The 25,096-nt window shown below is 54.0% G+C and carries 18 protein-coding genes, 1 other RNA gene and 1 pseudogene; 12 read left to right on the top strand and 8 right to left on the bottom strand.

The window, feature by feature from the left end; all coding sequences use genetic code 11:
* On the bottom strand, positions 1-1,398 hold the full coding sequence (locus tag VRC33_RS18525; protein WP_338558117.1) for a sugar porter family MFS transporter: 1,398 nt from the start codon (positions 1,396-1,398) through the stop codon (positions 1-3).
* A 412-nt stretch (positions 1,399-1,810) separates the two neighbouring features.
* Positions 1,811-2,965 carry a methionine adenosyltransferase gene (gene metK, locus VRC33_RS18520; protein WP_338558115.1) on the bottom strand — a complete coding sequence of 385 codons (1,155 nt, stop codon included), beginning with the start codon at positions 2,963-2,965 and terminating at the stop codon, positions 1,811-1,813.
* A gap of 643 nt (positions 2,966-3,608) precedes the next feature.
* Between metK and speA the strand changes: the two genes are divergently transcribed.
* A complete protein-coding gene (gene speA / locus VRC33_RS18515; RefSeq protein ID WP_338558113.1) occupies positions 3,609-5,585 on the top strand; it encodes a biosynthetic arginine decarboxylase in 1,977 nt (658 codons plus the stop codon).
* 16 nt (positions 5,586-5,601) lie between these two features.
* Positions 5,602-6,525 (top strand): agmatinase, encoded by a 924-nt coding sequence (speB, locus tag VRC33_RS18510; RefSeq protein ID WP_338558111.1) that lies wholly within the window; start codon positions 5,602-5,604, stop codon positions 6,523-6,525.
* Positions 6,526-6,584: 59 nt separating this feature from the next.
* Here the strand turns inward: speB and VRC33_RS18505 are convergent, their stop codons facing one another.
* Positions 6,585-7,337, bottom strand: a complete 753-nt coding sequence (locus VRC33_RS18505) for a M48 family metallopeptidase (protein WP_338558109.1) — start codon at positions 7,335-7,337, stop codon at positions 6,585-6,587.
* Positions 7,338-7,622: 285 nt separating this feature from the next.
* Here VRC33_RS18505 and tkt point away from each other — a divergent pair, with 285 nt between their 5' ends.
* The 6 genes from tkt (at position 7,623) to argO (ending at position 15,244) form a co-directional block, all read left to right on the top strand.
* Positions 7,623-9,614 (top strand): transketolase, encoded by a 1,992-nt coding sequence (gene tkt / locus VRC33_RS18500; protein ID WP_338558107.1) that lies wholly within the window; start codon positions 7,623-7,625, stop codon positions 9,612-9,614.
* 356 nt (positions 9,615-9,970) lie between these two features.
* Complete coding sequence (epd, locus tag VRC33_RS18495) at positions 9,971-10,990, top strand: erythrose-4-phosphate dehydrogenase (protein ID WP_338558105.1); 1,020 nt, start codon at positions 9,971-9,973, stop codon at positions 10,988-10,990.
* A 50-nt stretch (positions 10,991-11,040) separates the two neighbouring features.
* Positions 11,041-12,201: a phosphoglycerate kinase gene (pgk, locus tag VRC33_RS18490; RefSeq protein WP_338558103.1), complete on the top strand. Its 1,161-nt coding sequence runs from the start codon at positions 11,041-11,043 to the stop codon at positions 12,199-12,201.
* 94 nt (positions 12,202-12,295) lie between these two features.
* Positions 12,296-13,375, top strand: coding sequence for a class II fructose-bisphosphate aldolase (fbaA, locus tag VRC33_RS18485; RefSeq protein WP_338558101.1), 1,080 nt, complete (start codon positions 12,296-12,298; stop codon positions 13,373-13,375).
* A gap of 186 nt (positions 13,376-13,561) precedes the next feature.
* Positions 13,562-14,479: a small-conductance mechanosensitive channel MscS gene (gene mscS / locus VRC33_RS18480; RefSeq protein ID WP_338558099.1), complete on the top strand. Its 918-nt coding sequence runs from the start codon at positions 13,562-13,564 to the stop codon at positions 14,477-14,479.
* Positions 14,480-14,620: 141 nt separating this feature from the next.
* Entirely contained in the window at positions 14,621-15,244 is a 624-nt protein-coding gene (gene argO / locus VRC33_RS18475; protein ID WP_338558097.1) for an arginine exporter ArgO, read from the top strand.
* On the opposite strand, the pseudogene VRC33_RS18470 reads toward argO, so the two are convergent.
* Positions 15,237-17,494: pseudogene (locus tag VRC33_RS18470) on the bottom strand (FAD-dependent oxidoreductase). The gene argO and the pseudogene VRC33_RS18470 sit on opposite strands and share 8 nt — an antisense overlap.
* A 57-nt stretch (positions 17,495-17,551) precedes the next feature.
* On the opposite strand from VRC33_RS18470, the gene VRC33_RS18465 reads away from it, so the two are divergent.
* Positions 17,552-18,247 (top strand): IclR family transcriptional regulator, encoded by a 696-nt coding sequence (locus tag VRC33_RS18465; RefSeq protein WP_338558095.1) that lies wholly within the window; start codon positions 17,552-17,554, stop codon positions 18,245-18,247.
* On the opposite strand, the gene VRC33_RS18460 is transcribed toward VRC33_RS18465, so the two are convergent.
* A complete protein-coding gene (locus tag VRC33_RS18460) occupies positions 18,231-19,538 on the bottom strand; it encodes an MFS transporter (RefSeq protein WP_338558093.1) in 1,308 nt (435 codons plus the stop codon). The two genes, VRC33_RS18465 and VRC33_RS18460, sit on opposite strands and share 17 nt — an antisense overlap.
* Before the next feature lie 348 nt (positions 19,539-19,886).
* On the opposite strand from VRC33_RS18460, the gene VRC33_RS18455 reads away from it, so the two are divergent.
* Entirely contained in the window at positions 19,887-20,612 is a 726-nt protein-coding gene (locus tag VRC33_RS18455; RefSeq protein WP_338558091.1) for an oxidative stress defense protein, read from the top strand.
* A gap of 205 nt (positions 20,613-20,817) precedes the next feature.
* Here VRC33_RS18455 and VRC33_RS18450 read toward each other — a convergent pair whose 3' ends face one another.
* On the bottom strand, positions 20,818-21,720 hold the full coding sequence (locus VRC33_RS18450) for a LysR family transcriptional regulator ArgP (protein ID WP_338558088.1): 903 nt from the start codon (positions 21,718-21,720) through the stop codon (positions 20,818-20,820).
* A gap of 205 nt (positions 21,721-21,925) precedes the next feature.
* On the opposite strand from VRC33_RS18450, the gene rpiA reads away from it, so the two are divergent.
* Positions 21,926-22,585 (top strand): ribose-5-phosphate isomerase RpiA, encoded by a 660-nt coding sequence (gene rpiA, locus VRC33_RS18445; protein WP_338558086.1) that lies wholly within the window; start codon positions 21,926-21,928, stop codon positions 22,583-22,585.
* Between the two features lie 282 nt (positions 22,586-22,867).
* Positions 22,868-24,103, top strand: coding sequence for a phosphoglycerate dehydrogenase (serA, locus tag VRC33_RS18440; RefSeq protein WP_338558084.1), 1,236 nt, complete (start codon positions 22,868-22,870; stop codon positions 24,101-24,103).
* A 116-nt stretch (positions 24,104-24,219) separates the two neighbouring features.
* Here the strand turns inward: serA and VRC33_RS18435 are convergent, their stop codons facing one another.
* Together VRC33_RS18435 and ssrS are read right to left on the bottom strand one after the other, a co-directional pair.
* On the bottom strand, positions 24,220-24,807 hold the full coding sequence (locus VRC33_RS18435) for a 5-formyltetrahydrofolate cyclo-ligase (protein WP_338558081.1): 588 nt from the start codon (positions 24,805-24,807) through the stop codon (positions 24,220-24,222).
* A gap of 88 nt (positions 24,808-24,895) precedes the next feature.
* A non-coding RNA gene (gene ssrS, locus VRC33_RS18430) (6S RNA) lies at positions 24,896-25,079 on the bottom strand.
* Between the last annotated feature and the right edge of the window lie 17 nt (positions 25,080-25,096).

The raw sequence follows: 25,096 nt of genomic DNA, 5'->3' as shown, positions 1-25,096 counted from the left end.
TTAGTCGCGGTGGCCAATGTCACGCAGTTTTTTACCGCCTAACAGGTTACGTTCAATGTGTTCCAGTGAAACGTTTTTGGTTTCCGGGATAAGCCAGATTGTCAGGATGATAAACACAATGTTCAGACCAGCGTAGACCCAGAAGGTATTCGCGTTACCCAGGGTATTGAGCATGGTCAGGAAGGTTGCGCCCACAATCATGTTGGCAATCCAGTTTGTTGCGGTAGAGACGGTGATACCGAAATCGCGGCCTTTCAGCGGCTGAATTTCAGAACACAGAACCCAGATCAACGGACCGGCGCTCATCGCAAAACCAATGATGAACATCATCAGCATGCCGATAGCGAAGTACTGTGCGCCCTGGGAATGGATACCCATATGCAGCATTGTACCCAGCACGCCCATGCCCACAGCCATTACCAGGAAGCCCAGCTTCAGGGTTGGCTTGCGGCCCCAGCGGTCAACCAGACCGATAGCAATGAAGGTGGCCAGAACGTTGACCAGACCAACAATAACCGTGCCCCACATCTGTTCAGTGGTATTGGTGAAGCCAGCAATTTCAAAAATCTTCGGCGCGTAGTACATGATGACGTTCATACCGGTGAACTGCTGCATTACCTGCAGAAGAACGCCCAGATAAACGGCGCGGCGGAAGTTGCTGTTGTCTTTGAACAGGCTCCAGCCAGACTGTTTGATCTTCAGGCTTTCACGGATTTCGTCCAGCTCGCGTTTCGCCTGCTCGCTGGTATCACGCAGACGATCCAGAACACGCTGAGCGGTACGGAAGTCGCCTTTCGCGGCCAGCCAGCGCGGACTGTTGGGCAGGAAGCAGACGCCAACCAGCAACAACGCAGCAGGGATAGTAATAACACCCAGCATCCAGCGCCATTCGCCGGTATAGCTGAAGGCCGTATCAGAGAGATAGGCACCCAGGATACCGATGGTGATCATCAGCTGGTACAGCGAAATCATACTGCCGCGAATCTTCTCCGGAGCGATCTCGGAGAGATACAAAGGAGCAGTATAAGAAGCCACACCCACTGCCAGACCCAGGATAACGCGCGCAAAGATCAACATTTCCGGGTTGGATGACATCGCTGACCACAGCGAGCCAATCACAAACAGGACGGCACCAATCATCAGGCTCTTTTTACGGCCCAGGCGGGAAGACATCCAGCCGCTGCCCACTGCACCTACGGCGGCACCAAACATCATTGAGCTGACAATCCACTCCTGCTGATGTGGGGTAACGTTGAAATCCTTAGCGATGAAGGGCAGGGCGCCGGCGATAACGCCGATATCCAGACCAAACAGCAGACCCGCCAGTGCGGCGAGAAAACAGACAAAAAAGGTCATCGCCTTGTTTGAGGTTCTGCTCTTTTTCTTATTATCAGGCATAACGCCTCCATTAAAGTGGTACTGCTTATTGTTGTTATAAATGGTAGAAAACCTTTGCCCGCAAGACTGTGCTGGAGATCACACTAGTGTAATCGGTTACACACAAGATCAATCCTGAATGCAGCATTTTCACGCGTGCTTACGCTTTTTAACCAGATAGACATAGTGTTGAATAGTTTCACTCAAAATCTGTATGAGCATCCATCGGACAGCGCTGAAAATAGCGCATTACGCTACAGAATGTTAAGAGTATTAATTCTTAATTATCAGATATACAAAATGTTTCCCAATGTAACCGTTAACACTTGCCGGGTATAAATTCTCAAGAAGTGTAGCCAGGCGCCGCGACTCTGCCAGCGACAGACAGCAAAAAGGGCACCCGATGGGTGCCCTCAGAACCGCCTTTTAACGCTTACTTCAGGCCAGCAGCTTCACGCAGCAGTTCAGCCTTGTCGGTTTTTTCCCATGGGAAATGCTCACGACCGAAGTGGCCGTATGCGGCTGTCTCACGGTACATTGGGTGCAGCAGATCCAGCATCTGAATCAGACCGTATGGACGCAGGTCGAAGAACTCACGCACCAGCAGGGTCAGTTGTTCAGTTGGGACTTTCTCGGTACCGAAGGTTTCAACCATGATGGAGGTAGGCTCTGCCACGCCGATAGCGTAGGAAACCTGAATCTCACAGCGGTCTGCAAGGCCAGCGGCAACAATATTTTTTGCAACGTAGCGAGCAGCATAGGCTGCAGAACGGTCAACCTTGGACGGATCTTTACCGGAGAAAGCACCGCCACCGTGACGGGCCATGCCGCCGTAGGTATCAACAATAATTTTACGACCGGTCAGACCGCAGTCACCCATTGGGCCACCGATAACGAAACGGCCAGTCGGGTTGATGTGGTACTTGGTGTTGGAAGTGATCCACTCTTCCGGCAGAACCGGCTTGATGATCTCTTCCATCACCGCTTCCTGCAGATCTTTCTGCGAGATATCTTCAGAGTGCTGAGTAGACAGAACTACCGCATCAATACCGACGATTTTACCCGCGTCATACTGGAAGGTGATCTGGCTCTTGGCATCCGGGCGCAGCCACGGCAGCGTGCCGTTTTTACGCACTTCGGCCTGACGCTGCACCAGACGGTGAGCATAAGTCACCGGAGCAGGCATCAGGACATCAGTTTCATTGGTGGCATAACCAAACATCAGACCCTGATCGCCTGCACCCTGTTCCAGCGGATCGGCACGGTCAACACCCTGATTGATATCCGGGGACTGTTTACCGATGGCATTCAGTACGGCGCAGGAATTAGCATCAAAGCCCATATCGGAATGGACATAACCGATTTCGCGCACGGTATTACGGGTGATCTCTTCGATATCTACCCAGGCCGAAGTGGTGATTTCACCACCGACCAGCACCATGCCGGTTTTAACATAGGTTTCGCAAGCAACGCGGGCTTTCGGATCCTGCTCGAGGATGGCATCGAGCACAGCATCAGAAATCTGGTCGGCGATTTTGTCAGGATGTCCTTCTGAGACGGACTCGGAAGTGAAAAGGTGTTTAGCCATTAATTCTTTACCTTACTGAATACGGGTTGAAATCGACTGCTTAGCGCTAAAGTCTGAATGCCAGTTCATGCTGGCTTACTTTCCCAGCGCCCCCTCAGGCAAAGCCATGAGCAGTACTACAATAGAAGACGCTTAGAAGTTAACCGGTATAGATGGATTAACATCTGGACGGCTATTTTAGGTTACTCATTAATCGGATTGCCAGCCTTTTTTCTTTAATGAAAGTTTCTGCCAGCCATCAAAGTGTCAAAATTTCCTGACAGACTACACAATTCGCACATTTTGATTTTGCATTCAGGGCGATCTGGCTGTATAAAACGCCGCTGCCTTATATGCCCCGGCATCACATACCTTTCCTGGTATCGCAAACCCTGCGCCCGCTTCCGGTCGTCTTTATACCGACACCCGCCGGGTTAACCCTTTACCCAAGCCGTTCTCTCTGCTCTCAGATTTTCACTGAAGGATTTTTGCCATGCGCCGTCCAACGCCTGAGCCAGCCGTGAATGATGTTATACTTAGAGACCGATTGGTGTGATGCGCCAGCTTTTTATGCTGGGTTTCCCGGTAGTCGATGGGTTGTTGTTGCAGTGTTTCCCTGCGATAGTAGATAACTGTTCCGCATCATTCAATTTTGAGGCTCGTAATGTCTGACGACATGAAGACTATCAAGGGTTCGTCAGCAGGCGAACAGGGTGTACTCCGCTCCATGCAGGAGGTAGCTATGAGCGATCAAGATGCCAGCAAGATGCTGCGCACCTATAATATTGCCTGGTGGGGCAATAATTACTATGACGTGAATGAGCTTGGACACATCAGTGTTTGTCCGGACCCGGACGTGCCAGAAGCGCGCGTCGATTTAGCAAAACTGGTTAAAGAGCGCGAGGCTGATGGCCAGCGTCTTCCCGCCCTGTTTTGTTTCCCTCAGATTCTGCAACATCGCTTGCGTTCGATAAACGCCGCGTTCAAACGCGCCCGTGAATCTTACGGTTATCGCGGTGATTACTTCCTGGTCTACCCGATTAAAGTGAACCAGCATAAACGCGTCATCGAGTCGTTGATCAACTCGGGCGAACCGCTGGGTCTGGAAGCCGGTTCCAAAGCTGAGCTGATGGCCGTGCTGGCCCATGCTGGCATGACGCGTTCGGTTATCGTCTGTAACGGCTATAAAGACCGTGAGTACATTCGTCTGGCGTTGATCGGCGAAAAGATGGGCCATAAGGTCTATCTGGTGCTGGAAAAAATGACCGAAGTGAAGCTGGTACTTGAAGAGGCGGAGCGTCTGAACGTGATCCCTCGTCTGGGTATTCGTGCCCGTCTGGCCTCTCAGGGTTCAGGCAAGTGGCAATCCAGCGGCGGTGAAAAGTCGAAGTTTGGCCTGTCAGCTACCCAGGTTCTTAAGCTGGTGGAGATCATGCGCGAAGCGGGCCGGATGGAAAGCCTGCAGCTGCTGCACTTCCACCTGGGTTCACAGATGGCGAACATTCGTGATATCGCCACCGGCGTCCGCGAGTCAGCCCGCTTCTACGTTGAGCTGGCTAAGCTGGGCGTTAATATCCAGTGCTTCGATGTGGGTGGCGGTCTGGGCGTGGATTACGAAGGGACCCGCTCTCAGTCCGACTGTTCCGTGAACTATGGCCTGAACGAATATGCCAACAATGTGATCTGGGCTATTGGCGATGCCTGTGAAGAGCATGGTCTGCCGCACCCGACAGTGATCACCGAGTCTGGCCGCGCCGTTACTGCGCACCATACCGTGCTGGTTTCCAACATTATTGGTGTGGAACGTAACGAATTCAGCGAGCCGTTGCCGCCATCTGAAGATTCGCCACGTCCTGTTGTCAGCATGTGGGACACCTGGCAGGAGATGCACGAGCCAAATAACCGCCGCTCGCTGCGTGAATGGCTGCACGACAGCCAGATGGATCTGTTTGATATCCATACCGGTTATTCGCAGGGTACCTACGACCTGAAACAGCGTGCCTGGTCTGAACAACTCTATCTGAACATCTGCCACTATATTCAGCAGCATCTGGATCCCAGCAACCGTGCACACCGTCCAATAATCGACGAGCTGCAGGAGCGCATGGCGGATAAAATTTACGTCAACTTCTCGCTGTTCCAGTCGATGCCGGATGCCTGGGGTATCGATCAGCTGTTCCCGGTGCTGCCGCTTGAAGGGCTGAACAAATCACCTGAGCGCCGCGCTGTCCTGCTGGACATCACCTGTGATTCCGATGGCACCATCGATCACTATGTGGATGGCGATGGCATTGCCACTACCATGCCGATGCCTGAATACGATGTGGATAATCCGCCGATGCTGGGCTTCTTTATGGTGGGAGCCTATCAGGAAATTCTGGGCAACATGCACAATCTGTTCGGCGATACCGAGGCGGTTGACGTCTTCGCCTATGCCGATGGCCGGGTAGATGTACAGCTCTCCGATGAAGGGGATACCGTCGCCGATATGCTGGAGTATGTTCAGCTTGATCCTCAGGAATTGTTAACTCACTTCCGTAACCAGATCAAAGAGAGCGATCTGGATGAAGAGCTTCGCGCGCAGTTCCTGGAAGAGTTTGAAGCTGGCCTGTACGGCTATACCTATCTGGAAGATGAGTAATTAAAGAGGATTCAGTATGAATAACACCCTGGGCAACCAGTACGATAACTCACTGGTTTCAAACGCCTTTGGTTTTATGCGTTTTCCGGTAAATTTCCAGCCCTACGACAGCGATGCCGAGTGGGTGATCACCGGCATTCCATTCGATGCGGCGACCTCTGGTCGTCCTGGTAGCCGTCTTGGTCCGGGCGCAATCCGTCAAATTTCCACTAACCTGGCGTGGGAAGGTTGCCGCTGGCCGTGGAAGTTCGATCTGCGTCAGCGTCTGAAAGTGATCGACTGCGGCGATCTGGTTTACGCTTTTGGTGATTCACAGGACCTGTCCGATAAGTTACAGGCCCATGCTGAGAAACTGCTGGCTAACGGCAAGCGTATGATGACTTTCGGCGGTGACCACTACGTCACGCTGCCGCTGCTACGCGCCCATGCTAAATACTTCGGTAAGATGGCGCTGGTGCATTTCGATGCGCATACCGATACCTACTCTAACGGACCGACCTTTGACCACGGCACCATGTTCCACCATGCGCCAAAAGAAGGTCTGATCGATCCGGCACATTCAGTGCAGATCGGTATCCGTACCGAGTTTGATGCCTCGCTGGGCTTCAACGTGCTGGATGCTGCTCAGGTCAACGACCGCAGCGTGGATGACATCATTGCTCAGGTAAAACAGATTGTTGGCGATATGCCGGTCTACCTGACGTTTGATATTGACTGCCTGGATCCGGCGCATGCTCCGGGAACCGGGACGCCAGTGATTGGTGGCCTGACCACGGATAAAGCGACCAAACTGGTGCGCGGCCTTCAGGGGCTGAACATTGTGGGGATGGATCTGGTAGAAGTTGCGCCAGGCTATGACCAGTCTGATTTGACTGCTCTGGCGGCGGCCACGCTGGCGCTGGATATGCTGCATGTTCAGGCTGTGAATAAAGGCGAGTAAATTCTGCCTGTAGAGAGAAGGGCGTCCCGGAAGGGGCGCCCTTTTTTTATCGCGATACCTTACTTTTCGGCAGCGAGACGATCTTTGAGGTGTTGAGCACGGGAGTCAGAAGACGGGTGAGAATCAAACATGCTGCTCTCATGAGTGCCTTCCAGTTTAGACAGCTTCTCGAAGCTGGTCACCAGACCCTGCTGGCTGATGCCGCGTTTTTTTAACAGATCGAAGGAGTAGTCATCCGCCTGTGATTCCTGCTTTTGCGAGAACTGGGCATTAACCAGCTTTTCGCCCAGGTCGCCAAGCTGTGACTGAGAAAGCGAACCAGCGATGCCACCTACAGAAGCTGCGGCGGTACGGGCGGCTGTGGTGCCGTAAGCAACCTGCATCGCACGGCGGGTATGGCCCAGCGCCACGTGGCCCATTTCATGGCCCAGTACGCCTTCCACTTCGTTATCGGTCATCAGGTCCATTAATCCGCTGTAAACGCGGATACAGCCATTCGCCATCGCCCAGGCGTTAACGTCTTTAGTCAGGTAAACCTTATAGTTGGCCGGAGTGCCATCAATGTTATCGCCCAGTGCTTTGGCGATTTTATTCAGACGTTGGGTATAAACGCTGCTGGCAGGAGCAATCTGCGCTTCGCTGTCCATCTGGGCACAGGATTTCACGCTCAGCTCTTTGACCTGCTCATCGCTCAACGAGGCAGCCTGATAAGCCTGCGCACCGGACTGCATCAGGGCATTGCTGTCGAAGTTCTGGCAACCAGAAAGTGCGGTAACCACGCCGAGAGTCATTAAAGAAGTACGGAGTTTCATGATGTTTTATCCATTCAGTAACAAGGTAATAAAAACAAGCACCTGCCAAACTGGCAGAAAATAATAAAGCAGATAAATAAGGCGTTATAACGCTTGCAGCCTTACATGGCTAGTCGCAATCAGAGCAAAGCGCAAGTTTGTCCCTGCCATTTTGCACGTTTCGCCATGTACATGCGGGCTGTTTTTCATGTACATTGAGGGTCGACTTTTACCACTTTGCCTGATAACTCATTGATTAAAATAGGTTAAGGACGGCGAAGCGTACAATCCGACCTGGAGCAAAACATGTCCTCTCGTAAAGAGCTTGCTAACGCTATTCGCGCATTAAGTATGGATGCGGTACAAAAAGCTAAATCTGGCCACCCGGGCGCCCCTATGGGCATGGCAGATATCGCCGAAGTATTGTGGCGTGAATTCCTGAACCATAACCCAGCCAATCCGATGTGGGCCGATCGTGACCGCTTCGTGCTGTCCAACGGTCACGGTTCAATGCTGATCTACAGCCTGCTGCACCTCAGCGGCTACGATCTGCCGATTGCTGAACTGGCTAACTTCCGCCAGCTGCACTCTAAAACTCCAGGTCACCCTGAATTCGGTTATACCGCTGGCGTGGAAACCACCACCGGCCCATTAGGTCAGGGCGTGGCGAACGCTGTAGGTATGGCGATCGCCGAGCGCACTATGGCCGCTCAGTTCAACCGTCCGGGCCACGACATTGTTGACCATAGCACCTACGTGTTTATGGGCGACGGCTGCATGATGGAAGGCATTTCCCACGAAGTATGCTCGCTGGCGGGTACGCTGAAGCTGGGCAAACTGGTTGCCTTCTATGATGACAACGGCATCTCTATCGACGGCCACATTGACGGCTGGTTCACTGATGACACGGCTAAGCGTTTCGAATCTTATGGCTGGCATGTGGTGCGTGGCGTTGATGGTCACGATGCAGAAGCCATCAAAAAAGCGGTTGAAGAAGCGAAAGCGGTCAGCGATAAGCCTTCCCTGCTGATGTGCAAAACCGTGATTGGCTTTGGCTCACCTAACAAAGCCGGCACGCACGATTCACACGGCGCACCGCTGGGTGATGATGAAGTGGCACTGACCCGTAAGCAGCTGGGCTGGACTCACGCTCCGTTTGAAATCCCTCAGGATATCTACACGCAGTGGGATGCTAAAGAAGCCGGTCAGGTTAAAGAAGCGGCCTGGAACGAGAAGTTTGCCGCTTACGCAAAAGCTCATCCAGAACTGGCGCAGGAATTTACCCGCCGTATGGGCAACGAGCTGCCAGCTAACTGGCAGGCAGAGTCGCAGAAATTCATCGAACAGCTGCAAGCTAATCCGGCGAAAATTGCCAGCCGTAAAGCCTCCCAGAACACGCTGGAAGCTTTTGGTAAACTGCTGCCGGAGTATCTGGGCGGTTCCGCTGACCTGGCACCAAGCAACCTGACCATGTGGTCTGGTTCTAAGCCAATCAACGTAGAGGCAGCCGGTAACTACATTCATTACGGCGTGCGCGAATTCGGCATGACCGCTATCGCTAACGGCATCACGCTGCACGGTGGTTTCCTGCCTTACACCGCTACCTTCCTGATGTTTGTGGAATATGCCCGTAACGCTGCCCGTATGGCTGCGCTGATGAAAATCCGTCAGGTGATGGTCTATACCCATGACTCCATCGGTCTGGGTGAAGATGGCCCGACGCACCAGCCGGTTGAGCAGATGGCCAGCCTGCGCGTGACCCCGAACATGAGCCTGTGGCGTCCGTGCGACCAGGTTGAGTCCGCGGTAGCCTGGAAATACGCTATCGAGCGTTTTGATGGCCCAACGGCGCTGATCTTCTCCCGTCAGAACCTGGCGCAGCAGGATCGTACTGCTGAGCAGCTGGCGAACGTGGCACGCGGTGGTTATGTGTTGAAAGATTGCGAAGGCCAGCCTGACGTGATCCTGATCGCTACCGGTTCAGAAGTTGAACTGGCCGTGGGCGCGTATGACCGTCTGACCTCTGAAGGCCGTAAGGTTCGCGTTGTCTCTATGCCATCCACCGATGCTTTCGACAAGCAGGATGCGGCTTACCGTGAATCCGTGCTGCCAAAAGCTGTCTCCGCTCGCGTGGCTATTGAAGCCGGTATCGCTGATTACTGGTTCAAATACACCGGTCTGAACGGTGCTATCGTGGGCATGACCACTTTCGGTGAGTCTGCGCCTGCTGAGCAGCTGTTTGAAATGTTTGGCTTCACCGTGGATAACGTGGTCGCTAAAGCGAAAGAACTGCTGTAAGAGTGATGGGGCGGGAATGATTCCGCTGATGAGCAGGCTCTCATCGCTTTGGTATTCGTGAGTAGTCTGAGGGGCGGGGATTATCCCGCCCCTGTTCTTTTTGTTACGCGCGGGTCCTCCGGGCAAAATTTTCCAAATCTGTGACACAGATCCAAAGATTGTCGCAGCAATTGATCCTCGTCATTCCTATTATTCCTCACTTCAATTATTGTGGCTGAACCGTTTCAGTTAGCGTAAGCACTGTTGAAAAACGGGCGAAGTACAGCGCTGTTTCCAGAAGAATTCCCTGTACAAACATCAGTGCCTGGCTCAGGCTAAAGCTCCAGTTTTACACTGAATTCGGATGCAGGAGTGATATGACGGTTCGCATTGCCATTAACGGTTTTGGTCGCATCGGGCGCAACGTATTGCGCGCGCTCTATGAAACCGGACGTCGTGCAGAAATCACCGTGGTGGCCATCAATGAGTTGGCGGAAGCAGCGGGGATGGCGCATTTGCTGAAATACGATACCAGCCACGGGCGTTTTGCGTGGGATGTTCGCCAGGAGCGGGATCTGCTGTCGGTGGGTGAAGATACGATCCGTATTTTGCACCGTGCGGAAATCAGCGATCTGCCCTGGAAAGAGCTTAACGTCGACGTGGTGCTGGACTGTACAGGCGTGTACGGCAGCCGGGCAGATGGCGAAGCGCATCTGGCCGCCGGGGCCAAAAAAGTTCTGTTCTCCCATCCGGGCGGTAACGATCTGGATGCCACCGTGGTCTACGGTGTGAATGAGAAAGAGCTACAGCCAGATCATCTGATCGTCTCCAACGCCTCCTGCACTACCAACTGTATTATTCCCGTAATTAAACTGCTGGACGATGCCTGGGGTATTGAATCGGGTACGGTAACGACCATTCACTCTGCCATGCACGATCAGCAGGTAATCGATGCTTACCATACTGACCTGCGGCGGACGCGCGCCGCCAGTCAATCGATCATTCCGGTGGATACCCGGCTAGCCGCAGGTATTACCCGTATTTTTCCTAAATTTAATGACCGCTTTGAAGCTATTGCCGTACGGGTGCCTACGATTAACGTGACGGCAATTGATTTGAGCGTCAGCGTGCGCGATGCGGTGCAGGCGTGTGAAGTTAATGCCTTGTTGCGAAATGCCTCAGAAGGGGCATTTAGTGGTATAGTTGACTATACGGAATTACCGTTAGTCTCCATAGATTTTAACCATGATCCGCACAGTGCCATTGTGGACGGCACGCAGACGCGGGTCAGCGGTCAGCACCTGATCAAAACGCTGGTCTGGTGCGACAACGAGTGGGGCTTTGCTAACCGGATGATCGACACGACGTTAGCAATGGCCGCAAGCGGTTTCAGGTAGGGCGCGGTTTGCGCCTGTCAAAACTTAGAGAATCAACGAGAGGATTCACCATGTCTGTAATTAAGATGACCGATCTGGATCTTGCTGGTAAACGCGTCCTTATCCGTTCCGATCTGAACGTGCCAGTGAAAGAAGGGAAAGTGACGTCTGATGCACGTATTCGTGCTTCATTGCCGACCATCGAAGCGGCGCTGAAGCAGGGCGCGAAAGTGATGGTAACCTCCCACCTGGGCCGCCCGACCGAAGGTGAATACAACGAGGAGTTCTCCCTCCTGCCAGTTGTTAACTATCTGAAAGAAAAACTCTCTTCTCCAGTACGCCTGGCAAAAGACTATCTGGACGGCGTGGACGTTGCAGAAGGTGAGCTGGTGGTGCTGGAAAACGTTCGCTTTAACAAAGGCGAAAAGAAAGATGACGAAGCCCTCTCTAAAAAATATGCCGCACTCTGCGATATCTATGTGATGGATGCCTTTGGCACCGCACACCGTGCGCAGGCTTCAACCCACGGCGTAGGTAAATTTGCTCCTGTAGCCTGTGCAGGCCCTCTGCTGGCTGACGAACTGGAAGCTTTGGGTAAAGCCCTGAAAGAGCCAGCGCGTCCAATGGTTGCTGTGGTGGGGGGCTCTAAAGTCTCCACTAAGTTTGACGTGCTGAACTCGCTGGTAAAAATTGCGGATACCGTGATTGTGGGTGGCGGTATCGCCAACACCTTCGTGGCTATCGATAACAACGTCGGTAAGTCTCTGTATGAGCCTGACTTTGTAGAAGCCGCTAAAAAACTGCGTGATGAATTTAAGATCCCGGTTCCTACTGACTCCCGTGTTGGCACAGAATTCTCTGAAACTGCCCCTTCTACCGTTAAAAAAGTCAGCGAAGTCAAGGATGATGAAGAGATCATGGACTTCGGCGATGAGACCGCAGAGGCGATGGCTAAGTTACTGAAAGATGCCAAAACTATCCTGTGGAATGGTCCGGTTGGCGTGTTCGAATTCCCTAACTTCCGTAAAGGCACTGAGATTGTTGCCAGGGCCATTGCAGACAGCGACGCATTCTCTATCGCCGGCGGCGGTGATACGCTGGCGGCCATCGATCTGTTCGGTATCGAAGATAAAATTTCTTATATCTCTACCGGCGGCGGTGCTTTCCTGGAGTTCGTGGAAGGCAAAAAACTGCCAGCAGTTGCCATGCTTGAAGAGCGTGCGAAACAGTAACCTCTGGGGCGGAGGCTTGTCTTCCGCCGGACTGATTTGCCCGTCTGACGGGCTTAGAATCTCTTAATACGACCGACGAAACAGGACAAAAAACATGTCTAAAATTTTTGATTTCGTAAAACCAGGTGTTGTCACCGGCGACGACGTGCAGAAGATTTTCAAAGTAGCGAAAGAGAACAAATTCGCTCTGCCAGCTGTTAACTGCGTGGGCACCGACTCCATCAACGCCGTTATGGAAACCGCTGCAAAAGTAAAAGCACCGGTTATCATCCAGTTCTCTAACGGTGGCGCAGCATTTATCGCCGGTAAAGGTCTGAAATCAGACAAGCCACAGGCTGCGGCGATCCTGGGCGCAATCTCTGGCGCACACCATGTGCATCAGATGGCTGAACATTACGGCGTGCCGGTTATCCTGCACACTGACCACTGCGCGAAAAAATTGCTGCCGTGGATCGACGGTCTGCTGGACGCGGGTGAAGCGCACTTCAAGAAAACCGGTAAGCCACTGTTCTCTTCTCACATGATTGACCTGTCTGAAGAGTCTCTGGAAGAGAACATCGAAATCTGCAGCCAGTATCTGGCCCGTATGGCTAAGATCGATATGACGCTGGAAATCGAACTGGGTTGCACCGGTGGCGAAGAAGATGGTGTGGACAACAGCCACATGGACGCTTCTGCCCTGTACACTCAGCCAGAAGATGTTGATTACGCTTACACCAAACTGAATGCTATCAGCCCGCGCTTCACCATTGCGGCTTCCTTCGGTAACGTGCACGGCGTTTACAAGCCAGGCAACGTGAAGCTGACCCCAACCATCCTGCGCGATTCTCAGGACTATGTGAGCAAGAAACACAACCTGCCACATAACTCTCTGGACTTCGTTTTCCACGGCGGTTCCGGTTCATCTGCGGCTGAGATTGAAGAATCAATCGGCTACGGCGTGATCAAAATGAATATCGATACTGACACCCAGTGGGCAACCTGGGACGGTATCCTGCAGTACTACAAAAAGAACGAAGGTTATCTGCAGGCCCAGCTGGGCAACCCGGAAGGCGCAGACAAGCCGAACAAGAAATACTACGATCCACGCGTATGGCTGCGTGCTTCTCAGTCTTCTATGATCGTTCGTCTGGAGCAGGCTTTCAAAGAACTCAACGACGTTGACGTTCTGTAAGTCTCCGGCTTCAGCCTGAATCGGGCCCCTTCGGGGGCCTTTTTTTATGGCCGCAATCCGTAACAAATTGTTAATTTCCCTGCTTATTTGGCAGAGCGCGGCATTATTGGTTACCCTTTGGGTTTGGGATGTCAGTTTATCTGGCAATAACCGTAACCCGGTTGGGAACAACAACAGGATATCTATATGGAAGATCTGAACGTAGTCGATGGCATCAACAATGCCGGTGGCTGGCTGGTGCGCAACCAGGCGCTGCTTTTAAGCTATGCCGTTAATATTGTTGCTGCTATTGCAATCATCATCGTTGGGATGATCGTGGCCCGCATCATCTCTAATGCTTTGAACAAAGTTATGCGGGCTCGTCATATTGATGCCACCGTGGCGGACTTCCTCTCTGCGCTGGTACGCTATGGCGTGATCGCCTTTACGCTGATTGCTGCCCTGGGGCGGGTAGGTGTGCAGACCGCCTCGGTGATTGCGGTGCTGGGTGCGGCAGGTCTGGCCATTGGTCTGGCGCTGCAGGGCTCACTGGCTAACCTGGCGGCTGGCGTCCTGCTGGTAACTTTCCGCCCATTCCGCACTGGCGAATTCATTGATATCGGCGTAATGGGAACCGTGCAGAATGTGCAGATCTTCTCTACCACGCTGAAAACCGCCGACGGTAAGATCGTGGTGGTGCCTAACGGTAAAATCATCTCAGGCAATATCGTCAACTTCTCCCGTGAGCCGGTGCGTCGCAACGAGTTCATCATTGGTGTGGCTTACGATGCCGATGTTGACCAGGTGATCCAACTGCTGCAGGAAGTGGTGGAAGCTGATGACCGTGTATTGAAAGATATGGGTATTCAGATTGGCCTTAACGAGCTGGCTGCTTCTTCACTCAACTTTGTGGTGCGCTGCTGGAGCAACGCGGGCGACCTGCAAAACGTCTACTGGGATTTGATGAAGAACTTCAAACGTACGCTGGATGCCCATCAGATCGGCATCCCTTACCCGCAGATGGATGTGCATCTGCATCAGGTTAAAGCGCAGGGCGAGCAGGAAGAGCAGCAGAAACAGGTTGCGGCCCCGACAGCGGCACCTTCCATTATTAAGCCAGAATAAGCAGACAAAGGCGGACTCCGGTTCGCCTTTTTAAAGCTTTACACTATTAGCTAATCTGATATCCCATAAGTTTTATCCATTTCCTCTAATAACAATCCCGCTATACACTCGCCTGCAATCAAAACGGACGAGGGCTTTTCAGTGCTATCAATTTTCCTGCAGGGTATGGCTTTGGGAGCCGCATTAATTTTGCCGCTTGGCCCACAAAACGCTCTGGTGCTGAATCAGGGGGTGCGTCGCCAGTATCATCTGATGACGGCTGGCCTGTGTACCCTGAGCGATATTGTGTTGATTTGCGGTGGCGTGTTTGGTGGCAGTGCATTGCTGACCCGCTCGCCTGTGCTGCTGAGCCTGGTCACCTGGGGCGGCGTCGCCTTTCTGTTATGGTATGGCTGGGGAGCCTTCCGCACGGCGCTAAGCGGCAATATCGATATGGCTTCAGCCGCCGCCATGAAGCAGAGCCGCTGGCGTATTTTTGCCACTATGATGGCTGTGACCTGGCTCAATCCTCATGTTTATATCGACACCTTTGTGGTGCTGGGCAGTCTGGGGGGGCAGTTGCCCGCAGAGGCCCGTAGCTGGTTTGCGCTGGGCTCGGCCAGTGCTTCATTGCTCTGGTTCTTCGGGCTGGCCTCCCTGGCGGCCTGGCTCTCACCGTTACTCAATACCACCAAAGCGCAGCGGATTATTAATGGGCTGGTTGGCCTGATGATGTGGGGCATAGCCCTGAAACTGGCATTGCAGGGCATGGGCTGGGCTAACTGAGGTTCAGCGTATAGAGCGCGGGCAACCCGCCTGCGCTTTTCAGCAGCTCAAGGCGTACTACTGTAACAGCCAGACCCTCCGGTATGGCATGACTGCACACCGAATGGCGATTTTCCGTCACTTCTGCCAGTAATATGTCGTTGACCCACAGGCGATATTCCGTTGTACAGTGCGGGGTGACCGCCAGCGCATGGCCCATCTGCACCGACTCCATTGCATGGTCAAAGTCGTTGTCGAACACCAGCGTCAATTTTTTCGGCGTTTGCGGCGTTGCCCACTGCCAGGTGAGCGTGGGGTGATTGTCGTTGGGGGCTGGGACCCAGCCGTTAGTATGCTGTTCAGGACGGGAACGCCCGTTAAGCAGATAGTCCGCGTGCCACAACGCCAGCGGCTGGCTGAAATGAATCGCAGGCATAATCTGATGCGGCTGGCGTCGCGGTAACCAGAAATCAAACTCATCCACACCATAGTCGCCATCCGCAATCTGGCGGGTGCGTTTTGCAACTCTGGCATTCAGGCTGTTGAATACCGTCATTACGCCCGGCAACAACTCCCTGGTCAGCGCCATCTCTACCTGTGGATGAATATCAAAGGCTATAAACAGGTATCTGTCCTGCTCCGCACGGTAATCAAAGTGCACGGCATACTCACCGCTGGCCTGAACCTCTAAAGAGATTTCACTCAGCAGGAGATCGGCGGTGGTATTGGCACATTTCTCGCTGGTCAGTAATTTGACCTGCACGGTTTGCAGCCCTTCTGCGCGCAGGGTAAACCCAAAGGTGGGAAGCGATTCACCCGCTTTTATGGGGATCAACAGCGCGCAGCGTTCTTCCAGCTTATGCCAGCCTGCATCAGCCGGGAGCGTCTCCAGAATGTAAGTGCTGCTGGCGGTGACGGTTGCGCCCCAGGCTGGATCCTGTAGCGGCAGGCGGGGAATATGACAGCCGCTGGCGAGGAGATGCTGTTGCAAAGCGCCGACGCGTTCCGGCGCAGCCAACTGTTTCGCCGTGATTTGCTGATGGTGGCAAACGGCGGCAGCGCGGCCCACAACTTCGCCCAGCAGACCACAGGTGCACATCACGCGGGCACTACCGAACGCCACATGCGAGGCAGAAATCAACCTGCCTGTCAGCAACAGGTTATCCAGCGAGCTGCTGTAAAGCGATCGGAAGGGAATAGTGTAAGTCCCCTTGCTGTGAAACTGACGGCAACCATCCTCTTTACTGTAAACGCCATCGGCAGGGTGGAGATCTATCGACCAGCCTCCATAAGCCACGGCGTCATAGCGATCGCGCTGCTCAATAATATCCTGCTGGCAAAGCATGTAGTCGCCGGTGAACCTGCGGCTTTCACGCTTACCGGGAATTTGCCCGACCCATTCCAGGGTCAGCCTGTCGGCGTCCGGGAATTCACCGGAGTTTTTAATATAGTCCCAGACTCCCCAGACAATTTTCCATAACTCCCATTTGATCTGCTCGCTGTCGTGCACCGTATCCAGCCTGCCGCCCCATTCAAGCCACCAGAGATCGCAGCCGTTCAGCGTGGAAGTCAACCGACGGTAACGGGGGATTTCCTCAATATCCTGCAGCGCGAAAGAGGGGGAACAAACTTCACCGGCTGCGCGCCTTGTTTGGTGTAGAAGTAGATGGAGTGACCGAGCTTATGGCCAAAGTCATCGCCGGGCGCCATTTTCTCTCCCAGCTCGTCCGGCGATTCCGCACCTACTCTGTGCGCCGCACCGGCAAGATATCCAAGCACTCCATCCCCCGTGGCATCGCAAAACTGACGCCCGTGAAGAGTGTAAAAGGTTTCGTTGATGGCGTTAAACGCCGTCACTGACTGGATAGTGTCTGCCGCTTTTTCCAGCGCATAGACGGCGGTATTCAGTAGCAGGGTGAGCCCTTGCTGTGCCTGAGCCATATCCAGTAACAGCGCATCAAACAGAATCGGGTTGCCCTCTTTATTACGCCAGAGATTCTCCTCCATGATCTCGCCCATAATGCCGCCTTCCCGCGCCCAGCGGTTATTATTGCCCATATGGGAGGTGGCACCATTAGCCCACAGGCGCACTTCACTGGAGGCGTTCCCGCCCAGTACGGGGCGATCCTGCACCAGAATCACCTGCAATCCATCACGGGCGGCGGCCAGTGCAGCACAAAGGCCAGCAAGGCCGCCACCGGCTACCACAAGGTCAGCGTGCAGGCTTTGATGGGGGAAAGTTCTGGCGGTTTCCGGGCTGAAAATTTGCATGTTTTCTTTCCTGGGTAACTAAAGATAAAATCGGTGTTTTCCACTACAGGGCGCGTTATGTCATCTCAACCTAATCAAAGCCTGATCGACGGGATCCGCTGTCTGCAATATCTCGTCTCCAGCAGCGAAGCGATCGGGGGCCGGGAACTGGCGCGTCAGATGGGCATGAACAGCACCAAAGTGAACCGCCTGTTGATGACCATGGCCTCGGTCGGTTTGACGATGCAGGATGAACAGCGGCGCTATCTTCCCGGGCCGGGTATTCACGCTCTGGCGGCTCAGGCTATCCGGGGATCGACGCTGTTTTCTCAGGCACTGCCACTGCTTGAACGCCATGCGCCGAAAGATCTGGTCGTGGCGATGGGGGTGCTCTGGGAGGATCAGGTCATCTATCTCTATCACTTCGAACCTGGCGCCCAGGTGACCCAGGCGCTGGCCGGTTTTCGTATGATCCCGGCCTGGCAATCGGTGATTGGCATTGCGCTGTTGGCCGCTGAAGAGGACAGCCAGTTGCAACCCCGTTTCAGCGTTGAACAGTGGCAGCAGATGGTGCCGTTGCTGGCTAAGCAGCGTACAGAGGGGCAACTGGTCTGGCAGCATGAAGATGGTGAAGTCTCGATTGCCGAACCCTTGAGCCACAACCGCGCCGCGTTGGCTTTTGCCAAAATCTACCAGGGCAGCGAGCAGGAGATTGCTCAGCGCCGTGCTCAACTGGCGGAACTGGCCGCTGAGTTGATCAATGTGAAGGGGTGACATCATCAATCCGTCCCACCACAAACAGATAGCTACAGATACCCAGCGCCGCCAGGATGGCAATAAAGGCCAGCGCCGGCGCGAAGTTCTGCCCGTCAATTAACGCACCAATCGCGATGGGAACCACGATAGAGGAGAGCGCGCCGGTGAAATTGAAGACGCCCCCGGCCAGCCCTATCAGATGCCGCGGTGCCAGCGCGGTGACAAAGACCCAGGTGATGGTTGCCAGCCCGTTACCGAAAAATGCCAGTGACATAAAAATAATGATCCAGGTGGGATCGTCGGTGTAGTTCGCGCCCAGAATAAACAGCGTCATAAACATGCCCAGGATCACCGGGGTTTTACGCGCCACGCTGCCCGAAACTCCCCGTCGTATCATCCGGTCAGAAACAAACCCTGCCAGTAGCACGCCACAAAAAGCAGCCAGATAGGGAACAGAGGCGACGTAGCCGCTCTTGATAAAGCTCATATGGCGATAGTCGACCAGATAGGTAGGGAACCAGGTGAGGAAAAACCAGAAGGTGGCCGAGATGGTGAACTGCCCTAAATAGATCCCAATCAGCTTGCGGCTGTTAAACATCAGAGCCAGATCCTGCCAGCTGAATCGTCTTTGCGCTTGCTCACGGCTATCAAGCAAGGCTCCACCTTCACGGATGTAGTCCAGCTCTGCCTGAGAAACGCCTTTATGATCCAGCGGCTCGCGGTAGAGCCAGTACCAGATAAATGCCCAGACCATGCCCGCCACACCGGTGATCAGAAACAATCCCCGCCAGCCCCAGGCATCCTGCACATGGAACAGCAAGGGCGTCATGCAGGCCAGGCCGACAAACTGGGCGGAAGAGTAGATGCCGATGGCGGTGGCCCGTTCATGCACCGGGAACCAACTGGAGATAGCGCGGTTGTTCGAGGGCATGACCGGCGCTTCAAAAGCACCCACGCCCAGCCTCAATCCTACCAGTCCCAAAAAGCTACTGGCCAGGGCATGCAGGGCGGTGATCAGCGACCAGGCAAACAGGCCGACACCATAGACCAGGCGTGCGCCAAGCCGGTCAATCAGGAAGCCGCCCGGAATTTGCAACGCAGCATAGATCCAGCCGAAGGCCGAAAAGATCAGCCCCATCTCCAGCGGCGTAAAACGCAGTTCACCCGCCATCTCCGTAGCGGCAACGGAAAGATTAGTCCGGTCCATATAGTTGATGATGATGTTGATAAACACCAACCCAAGGATCAAAAATCGGGTTCGTCCGGCACGGGGGCAGGTTGTGGTCGCGGTCAGAGGCTGTTCAGACATAGTGATGATCTCTTATTCAGTAAGGCATCGCGATGACATGGGTATTATGTTTCTTTAATAGAAACACTCAGCAGGGATTCTTGCCCTCTTTTTGATACAAAACTGTGACCAGTCTGGCGATAAAACTGCTCTGTGAGAGAACTTTTGCCAGAATAAAAACTCAGAGCATCACTGATGTTAAGGCGTCATCTGCTGTATTACTCTGGCAGCGCCTGGCGGATAGCCACCTGTAATTACTGTCGGACTCGTCCTGCAGTGCTGCCAGGTGGCAACCTGCTAATACCCCTGCACGACTCTGGCAGGGCATGGCGGACATCACCCTATTATTTCTCTCCAAGGAGGAGTGTTGTGAAATTGAAAGCACTGGCTTTAGCTGGACTGATGGCGGCAACCACGCTGCCACTCACTGCCCTGGCGGATGAATTGCCAAACGGCCCCCATGTTGTGACCTCCGGTCAGTCAAGCGTTGACGCCACCCCGGATATTGCCACCCTGGCGATTGAAGTCAGTATCACCGCCAAAGATGCCGCTGATGCCAAGAAGCAGGCTGACGACCGCGTAGCGCAGTATTTTGATTTCCTGCAGAAAAATGGCATTGAGAAGAAAGATATTGATGCGGCTAACCTGCGTACTCAGCCAGAATACGACTACACCAAAGAGGGCAAATCGGTACTGAAGGGCTACCGTGCTGTGCGCCAGGTGCAGGTTACGCTACGCCAGTTAGACAAGCTGAACGATCTGCTGGATGGGGCGCTGAAGTCGGGCCTGAATGAAATCCGTTCGGTAGAACTGGGCGTGGCTAATCCGGAGCAGTACCGTGACAAAGCTCGCCAGGCGGCTATTGATAATGCCACCCAACAGGCGGGTCAGTTGGCTAAGGGCTTTAACGCCAAGCTGGGTGCGGTCTACAGCATCCGTTATCACGTGGCTAACTATCAGCCGATGCCGGTGGCCCGGATGTATAAAATGGCGGATGCTGCGCCAATGACTTCCGCCGCTGAAACTTATGAAAAGCAAAGCATTCACTTCGACGATCAGGTCGATGTGGTGTTTGAGTTGCAGCGTAACCAGTAAAGCCCAGGGCCTCCATTTGGAGGCCCTCAGACTGCTGACGAATCCCGAAGCGATGGGAGCCTGTGCCTTGAACAAAGCATCACGGGCCAAGGACGGCCCGTGCTGAGCTGGCAGGGATGGCGTTTTTTGCGTCTTTGTGAGAGGCATATGCTCCCTGAGCCTGCATTTTATCGATGCCCTGAGGGCCTCCATCCGGAGGCCTTTTTTATGCGAGGTCGGTCTGACGCAGCACGCGATGGCCGTGGGCAATCAGCGCGTCGGTGACTTTACGCATCAGGCGGCTCTCTGGCGCAAAGCGGTGCCAGTAAAGCATCCGGCGCTGGAACAGGCCTGGGGTCAGATCGATCAGCTCGCCTTCTGCCAGCTCACGCTCGATTTGCAGATGGGGGATCATACAGCAGGTGGTTCCCTGCCTTGCCAGCTGCACAAAGGCTTCTGACGAGTTAACGATATGGCAGGGCACGCTACCGGGCGACAGGTCAAAATTCTGCTGTAAAAACGCCTGATGCATATCATCCAGATGATCAAAGGCGACCGCCGGAGCTTTCAGCAACGCTGAGCGGGTAACGCCATTCGGGAAATAGCGGGCAGCAAACTCTTTCGAACCCACAAACAGATAGTCCAGCGCGCCGAGTTGATCGACCAGGCAGCTTGGCAGAGGCTGCGGCTGAATACTCACCGCCCCCACCACTTCACCACGGCGCAGGCGCTCCTGCGTGCGGCTCTCATCTTCCACCTGCAGGTTCAGCCGTACCGGCGAATCGGTTAACACGGTTTTTAACGCGGGCAGCAGCCAGGTTGCCAGACTGTCGGCGTTGACCGCCAGCGAAAGCAGCAGGGGCGTGGTGCCACTGTTTTCATCGCCCAGCCACTCCTCTTCCAGCAGCTCAACCTGGTGCAGCAATGCCAACAGCTTCTGGCCCTGCTCGGTGGGGCGGGGCGGCACGGTACGCACCAGCAAAGGCTGGCCGAACATGTTTTCCAGCTGTTTGATTCGCTGAGAAACGGCTGACTGGGTAATACAAAGCTTTTGTGCGGCGCGTTCAAAACCGCGCTCGCGAATGACTGCATCCAGCGCCTGAAGCGTGCGATAATCCGGGCGTTTCATTGTGGGTGATAACTCTCTTTCAGGTGTGGAAACTGCACTATGCCATATTTTTGTCATTTTGCCCTGGGCAATGGCGAGATTCTCCGCTAACAGCTTTGTGGGCCCGCTTCCAAACTGGTAACAAATCCGCCGCGAAGGCGGGGATTTCTGTGCGGGTTGTTTTATACTGGCGCCACACTGTAGCTGTACGGAATCTAAACTTATCATGACACAGGATGAACTGAAAAAGGCCGTAGGCTGGGCCGCACTGGAATACGTCACCCCCGGCACGATTGTCGGTGTGGGAACAGGATCTACTGCGGCACATTTTATCGATGCGCTAGGCTCGATTAAGCATCAGATTGAGGGCACCGTCTCAAGTTCGGAAGCCTCAACCCTGAAGCTGAAAAGCCTGGGTATTCCGGTCTTCGATCTGAATGAGGTCGATTCTCTTTCGGTCTATGTTGATGGCGCTGATGAAATCAACGGCATGATGCAGATGATCAAAGGCGGTGGCGCGGCGCTGACGCGGGAGAAAATCATCGCTGCTGTAGCTGATAAGTTTGTCTGTATTGCGGATGAGTCCAAACAGGTTGACCTGCTGGGCCGCTTCCCGCTGCCGGTAGAAGTTATTCCGATGGCGCGCAGTTTTGTGGCGCGGGAGTTAGTGAAGCTCGGAGGCCTGCCAGAATACCGCCAACACGTCCTGACCGATAACGGCAACATCATTCTCGACGTGCATAATCTCAAAATTCTGGACGCTGTGGCCCTGGAAATGGCCATAAATGCGCTGCCTGGCGTGGTGACCGTCGGCTTGTTTGCAACCCGTGGCGCGGACGTCGCGCTGATTGGCACCGCCAGTGGCGTAAAGACCATAGAAAAATGATCTGACCAGCGTTATTACGACATTGGCTTATTTATTATAAAAAAACATCTTTTCTTCACAGGGCGAAATTTGGTGACTTATATCACATAAGTTTCGCCCTCAGGCTAATCCTGCTGATCCTGGCCCGCACGCCGTGATTATCTGCCAATTTGTGCTGTCCCATGCCTTTGCCGTGCTACCCCTCAGGCAATCGTTTGTATTGCCGCAGGCTTAAATTTTGATATTTTGGCATAAGGCTATTCTATAAGTTACATCCGAAGTCAGCGAAAATAAGGTCGGGAAATGGCAAAAGTATCACTGGAGAAAGACAAGATTAAGTTCTTGCTGGTGGAAGGCGTCCACCAGAGCGCGGTAGATAATCTGCGCGCATCAGGCTACACCAACATCGAATTCCATAAAGGCGCGCTGGACAGCGAAGCCCTGAAAGAGTCCATCCGCGATGCGCACTTTATCGGGCTTCGTTCGCGCACCCAACTGACCGAAGACATTTTTGCCGCGGCAGAGAAACTGGTAGCGGTGGGCTGTTTCTGTATCGGTACCAACCAGGTTGACCTCAATGCCGCCGCAACACGCGGTATCCCAGTCTTTAACGCACCTTTCTCCAATACCCGCTCCGTAGCTGAACTGGTTATTGGCGAGCTGCTGTTGATGCTGCGCGGCGTCCCTGCGGCTAACGCCAAAGCGCACCGTGGCATCTGGAACAAGCTGGCGGTGGGATCTTATGAAGCCCGTGGTAAGAAGCTGGGCATCATTGGTTATGGCCACATTGGTATGCAGCTTGGCGTGCTGGCTGAAAGCCTGGGCATGCACGTGTTCTTCTACGATATTGAGAGCAAGCTGCCGCTGGGCAATGCTACTCAGGTTCGCTATCTCTCTGACCTGCTGAACATGAGTGATGTGGTCAGCCTGCACGTACCGGAAACCCTTTCTACCCAGAACATGATGGGTGCGGAAGAGCTGGCGATGATGAAGCCTGGCGCGCTGCTGATTAACGCCTCACGCGGGACAGTGGTCGATATCCCGGCGCTGTGCAAAGTGCTGGCTGATAAGCATCTCTCTGGCGCCGCGATCGACGTTTTCCCTGAAGAACCTGCCACTAACAGCGATCCGTTCAATTCTCCTCTCTGTGAGTTTGATAACGTGATCCTGACGCCGCACATCGGTGGCTCCACGCAGGAAGCTCAGGAGAACATCGGCATTGAAGTTGCTGGCAAGCTGGCGAAATATTCCGATAACGGCTCGACGCTTTCTGCGGTGAACTTCCCGGAAGTTTCTCTGCCGATGCATGGCCAGCAGAGCCGTCTGCTGCATATCCATGAAAACCGTCCGGGCGTGCTGACCGCAATCAACAACATCTTTGCGGGCCAGGGCATCAACATTGCCGCTCAGTACCTGCAAACTACTCCGCAGATGGGGTATGTGGTAATTGATATCGATGCGCCGCAGGATGTGGCGAACACCGCGCTGCAGCTGATGAAGGCCATCCCGGGTACCATCCGCGCCCGTCTGCTTTACTGATTGTCCGGGCGGGGTAACCTGCCTGTAGATGAAAAAATAAGGGAGCGGGCAGGGTAACCAGCCTTCTCATCAACAAAAACGCCCCGACAAATTTCTCTGTCGGGGCGTTTTTTTGTCTACCACTGCCAGATCTTCGAGGGGGTAATCATCGCCGGTAGCGGCACATCCCAGTCGGCCACCGGCAGGTTATCCACTTCCTGACAATCATGCGCCAGGCCCACCGGCAAAAAATTGTGCTGTTGCCAGTTCTGAAGCGTTCTGTCGTAAAATCCCCCGCCCATGCCCAGCCGCTGCCCCTGCCGGTCGAAAGCCACCAGAGGTACCATCACCACATCCAGTTCGCTCAGCGTAGCCAGGTTGCGGATATCCAGCGGCGGCTCGGGGATCCGCAGCTTATTCGGCGTTAACGTAGTGGTGGCATCGTAACGGAAGAACAGCAGTTGTCCCGGCGAAAAAGGGTGCAGAACCGGCAGATAGACCTGCTGTTTGTGCTGCCAGAGTTTGGCGATCAAGGGACGGGTATTAAGTTCGCCATCAAAGGAGAGAAACAGGGCGATTTTCCGGGCTTGCTGAACAGGCGCGAAATTCAGTGCCTTCTCCGCAGCCTGCACGGCAGCCTCTTGTTGCTGCTCAGCTGTCAATGCACGACGAAGATGACGCACATGAGTACGGATATCCTGGCGATCGCGAAGATTCAGGTTCATGGTTCCACCGTGCTTCAGGGCTGAAAGAGTGAGTCTAAAGCTGAATGTACACTGAGTGGGAGAATTTCAAAAGGGGAGAGCTGAGAGGGGAATCTCCGAGATGCCGCCGCAGGCTGTAACCCTTGAACCCATGGTTCAAGGTGAGAATGCCGTCGTAACCATCAGGCTTCTCGGACGGACCGAGCTTGCGCACAAGTTACAGAGCAACAGACTCTGTTGGTATTAAATATCGGCTCAGGGGACGGGCCCGCTTGCAAACATCTCAGAGAAATTTTGTACTTCACCGTTA

The sequence above is a fragment of the Erwinia sp. E_sp_B01_1 genome (genome assembly GCF_036865545.1).
GTDB lineage: Bacteria > Pseudomonadota > Gammaproteobacteria > Enterobacterales > Enterobacteriaceae > Erwinia.
The sequence above is the reverse complement of the archived record's forward strand: the minus strand, read 5'-3'. Positions and strand labels throughout refer to the sequence as shown.

Bases quoted from the DNA above. Each gene is read 5' to 3' on its own strand.
- VRC33_RS18525 (WP_338558117.1), bottom strand. From the start codon at position 1,398: ATGCCTGATAATAAGAAAAAGAGCAGAACCTCAAACAAGGCGATGACC.
- metK (WP_338558115.1), bottom strand. From the start codon at position 2,965: ATGGCTAAACACCTTTTCACTTCCGAGTCCGTCTCAGAAGGACATCCT.
- speA (WP_338558113.1), top strand. From the start codon at position 3,609: ATGTCTGACGACATGAAGACTATCAAGGGTTCGTCAGCAGGCGAACAG.
- speB (WP_338558111.1), top strand. From the start codon at position 5,602: ATGAATAACACCCTGGGCAACCAGTACGATAACTCACTGGTTTCAAAC.
- VRC33_RS18505 (WP_338558109.1), bottom strand. From the start codon at position 7,337: ATGAAACTCCGTACTTCTTTAATGACTCTCGGCGTGGTTACCGCACTT.
- tkt (WP_338558107.1), top strand. From the start codon at position 7,623: ATGTCCTCTCGTAAAGAGCTTGCTAACGCTATTCGCGCATTAAGTATG.
- epd (WP_338558105.1), top strand. From the start codon at position 9,971: ATGACGGTTCGCATTGCCATTAACGGTTTTGGTCGCATCGGGCGCAAC.
- pgk (WP_338558103.1), top strand. From the start codon at position 11,041: ATGTCTGTAATTAAGATGACCGATCTGGATCTTGCTGGTAAACGCGTC.
- fbaA (WP_338558101.1), top strand. From the start codon at position 12,296: ATGTCTAAAATTTTTGATTTCGTAAAACCAGGTGTTGTCACCGGCGAC.
- mscS (WP_338558099.1), top strand. From the start codon at position 13,562: ATGGAAGATCTGAACGTAGTCGATGGCATCAACAATGCCGGTGGCTGG.
- VRC33_RS18465 (WP_338558095.1), top strand. From the start codon at position 17,552: ATGTCATCTCAACCTAATCAAAGCCTGATCGACGGGATCCGCTGTCTG.
- VRC33_RS18460 (WP_338558093.1), bottom strand. From the start codon at position 19,538: ATGTCTGAACAGCCTCTGACCGCGACCACAACCTGCCCCCGTGCCGGA.
- VRC33_RS18450 (WP_338558088.1), bottom strand. From the start codon at position 21,720: ATGAAACGCCCGGATTATCGCACGCTTCAGGCGCTGGATGCAGTCATT.
- rpiA (WP_338558086.1), top strand. From the start codon at position 21,926: ATGACACAGGATGAACTGAAAAAGGCCGTAGGCTGGGCCGCACTGGAA.
- serA (WP_338558084.1), top strand. From the start codon at position 22,868: ATGGCAAAAGTATCACTGGAGAAAGACAAGATTAAGTTCTTGCTGGTG.
- VRC33_RS18435 (WP_338558081.1), bottom strand. From the start codon at position 24,807: ATGAACCTGAATCTTCGCGATCGCCAGGATATCCGTACTCATGTGCGT.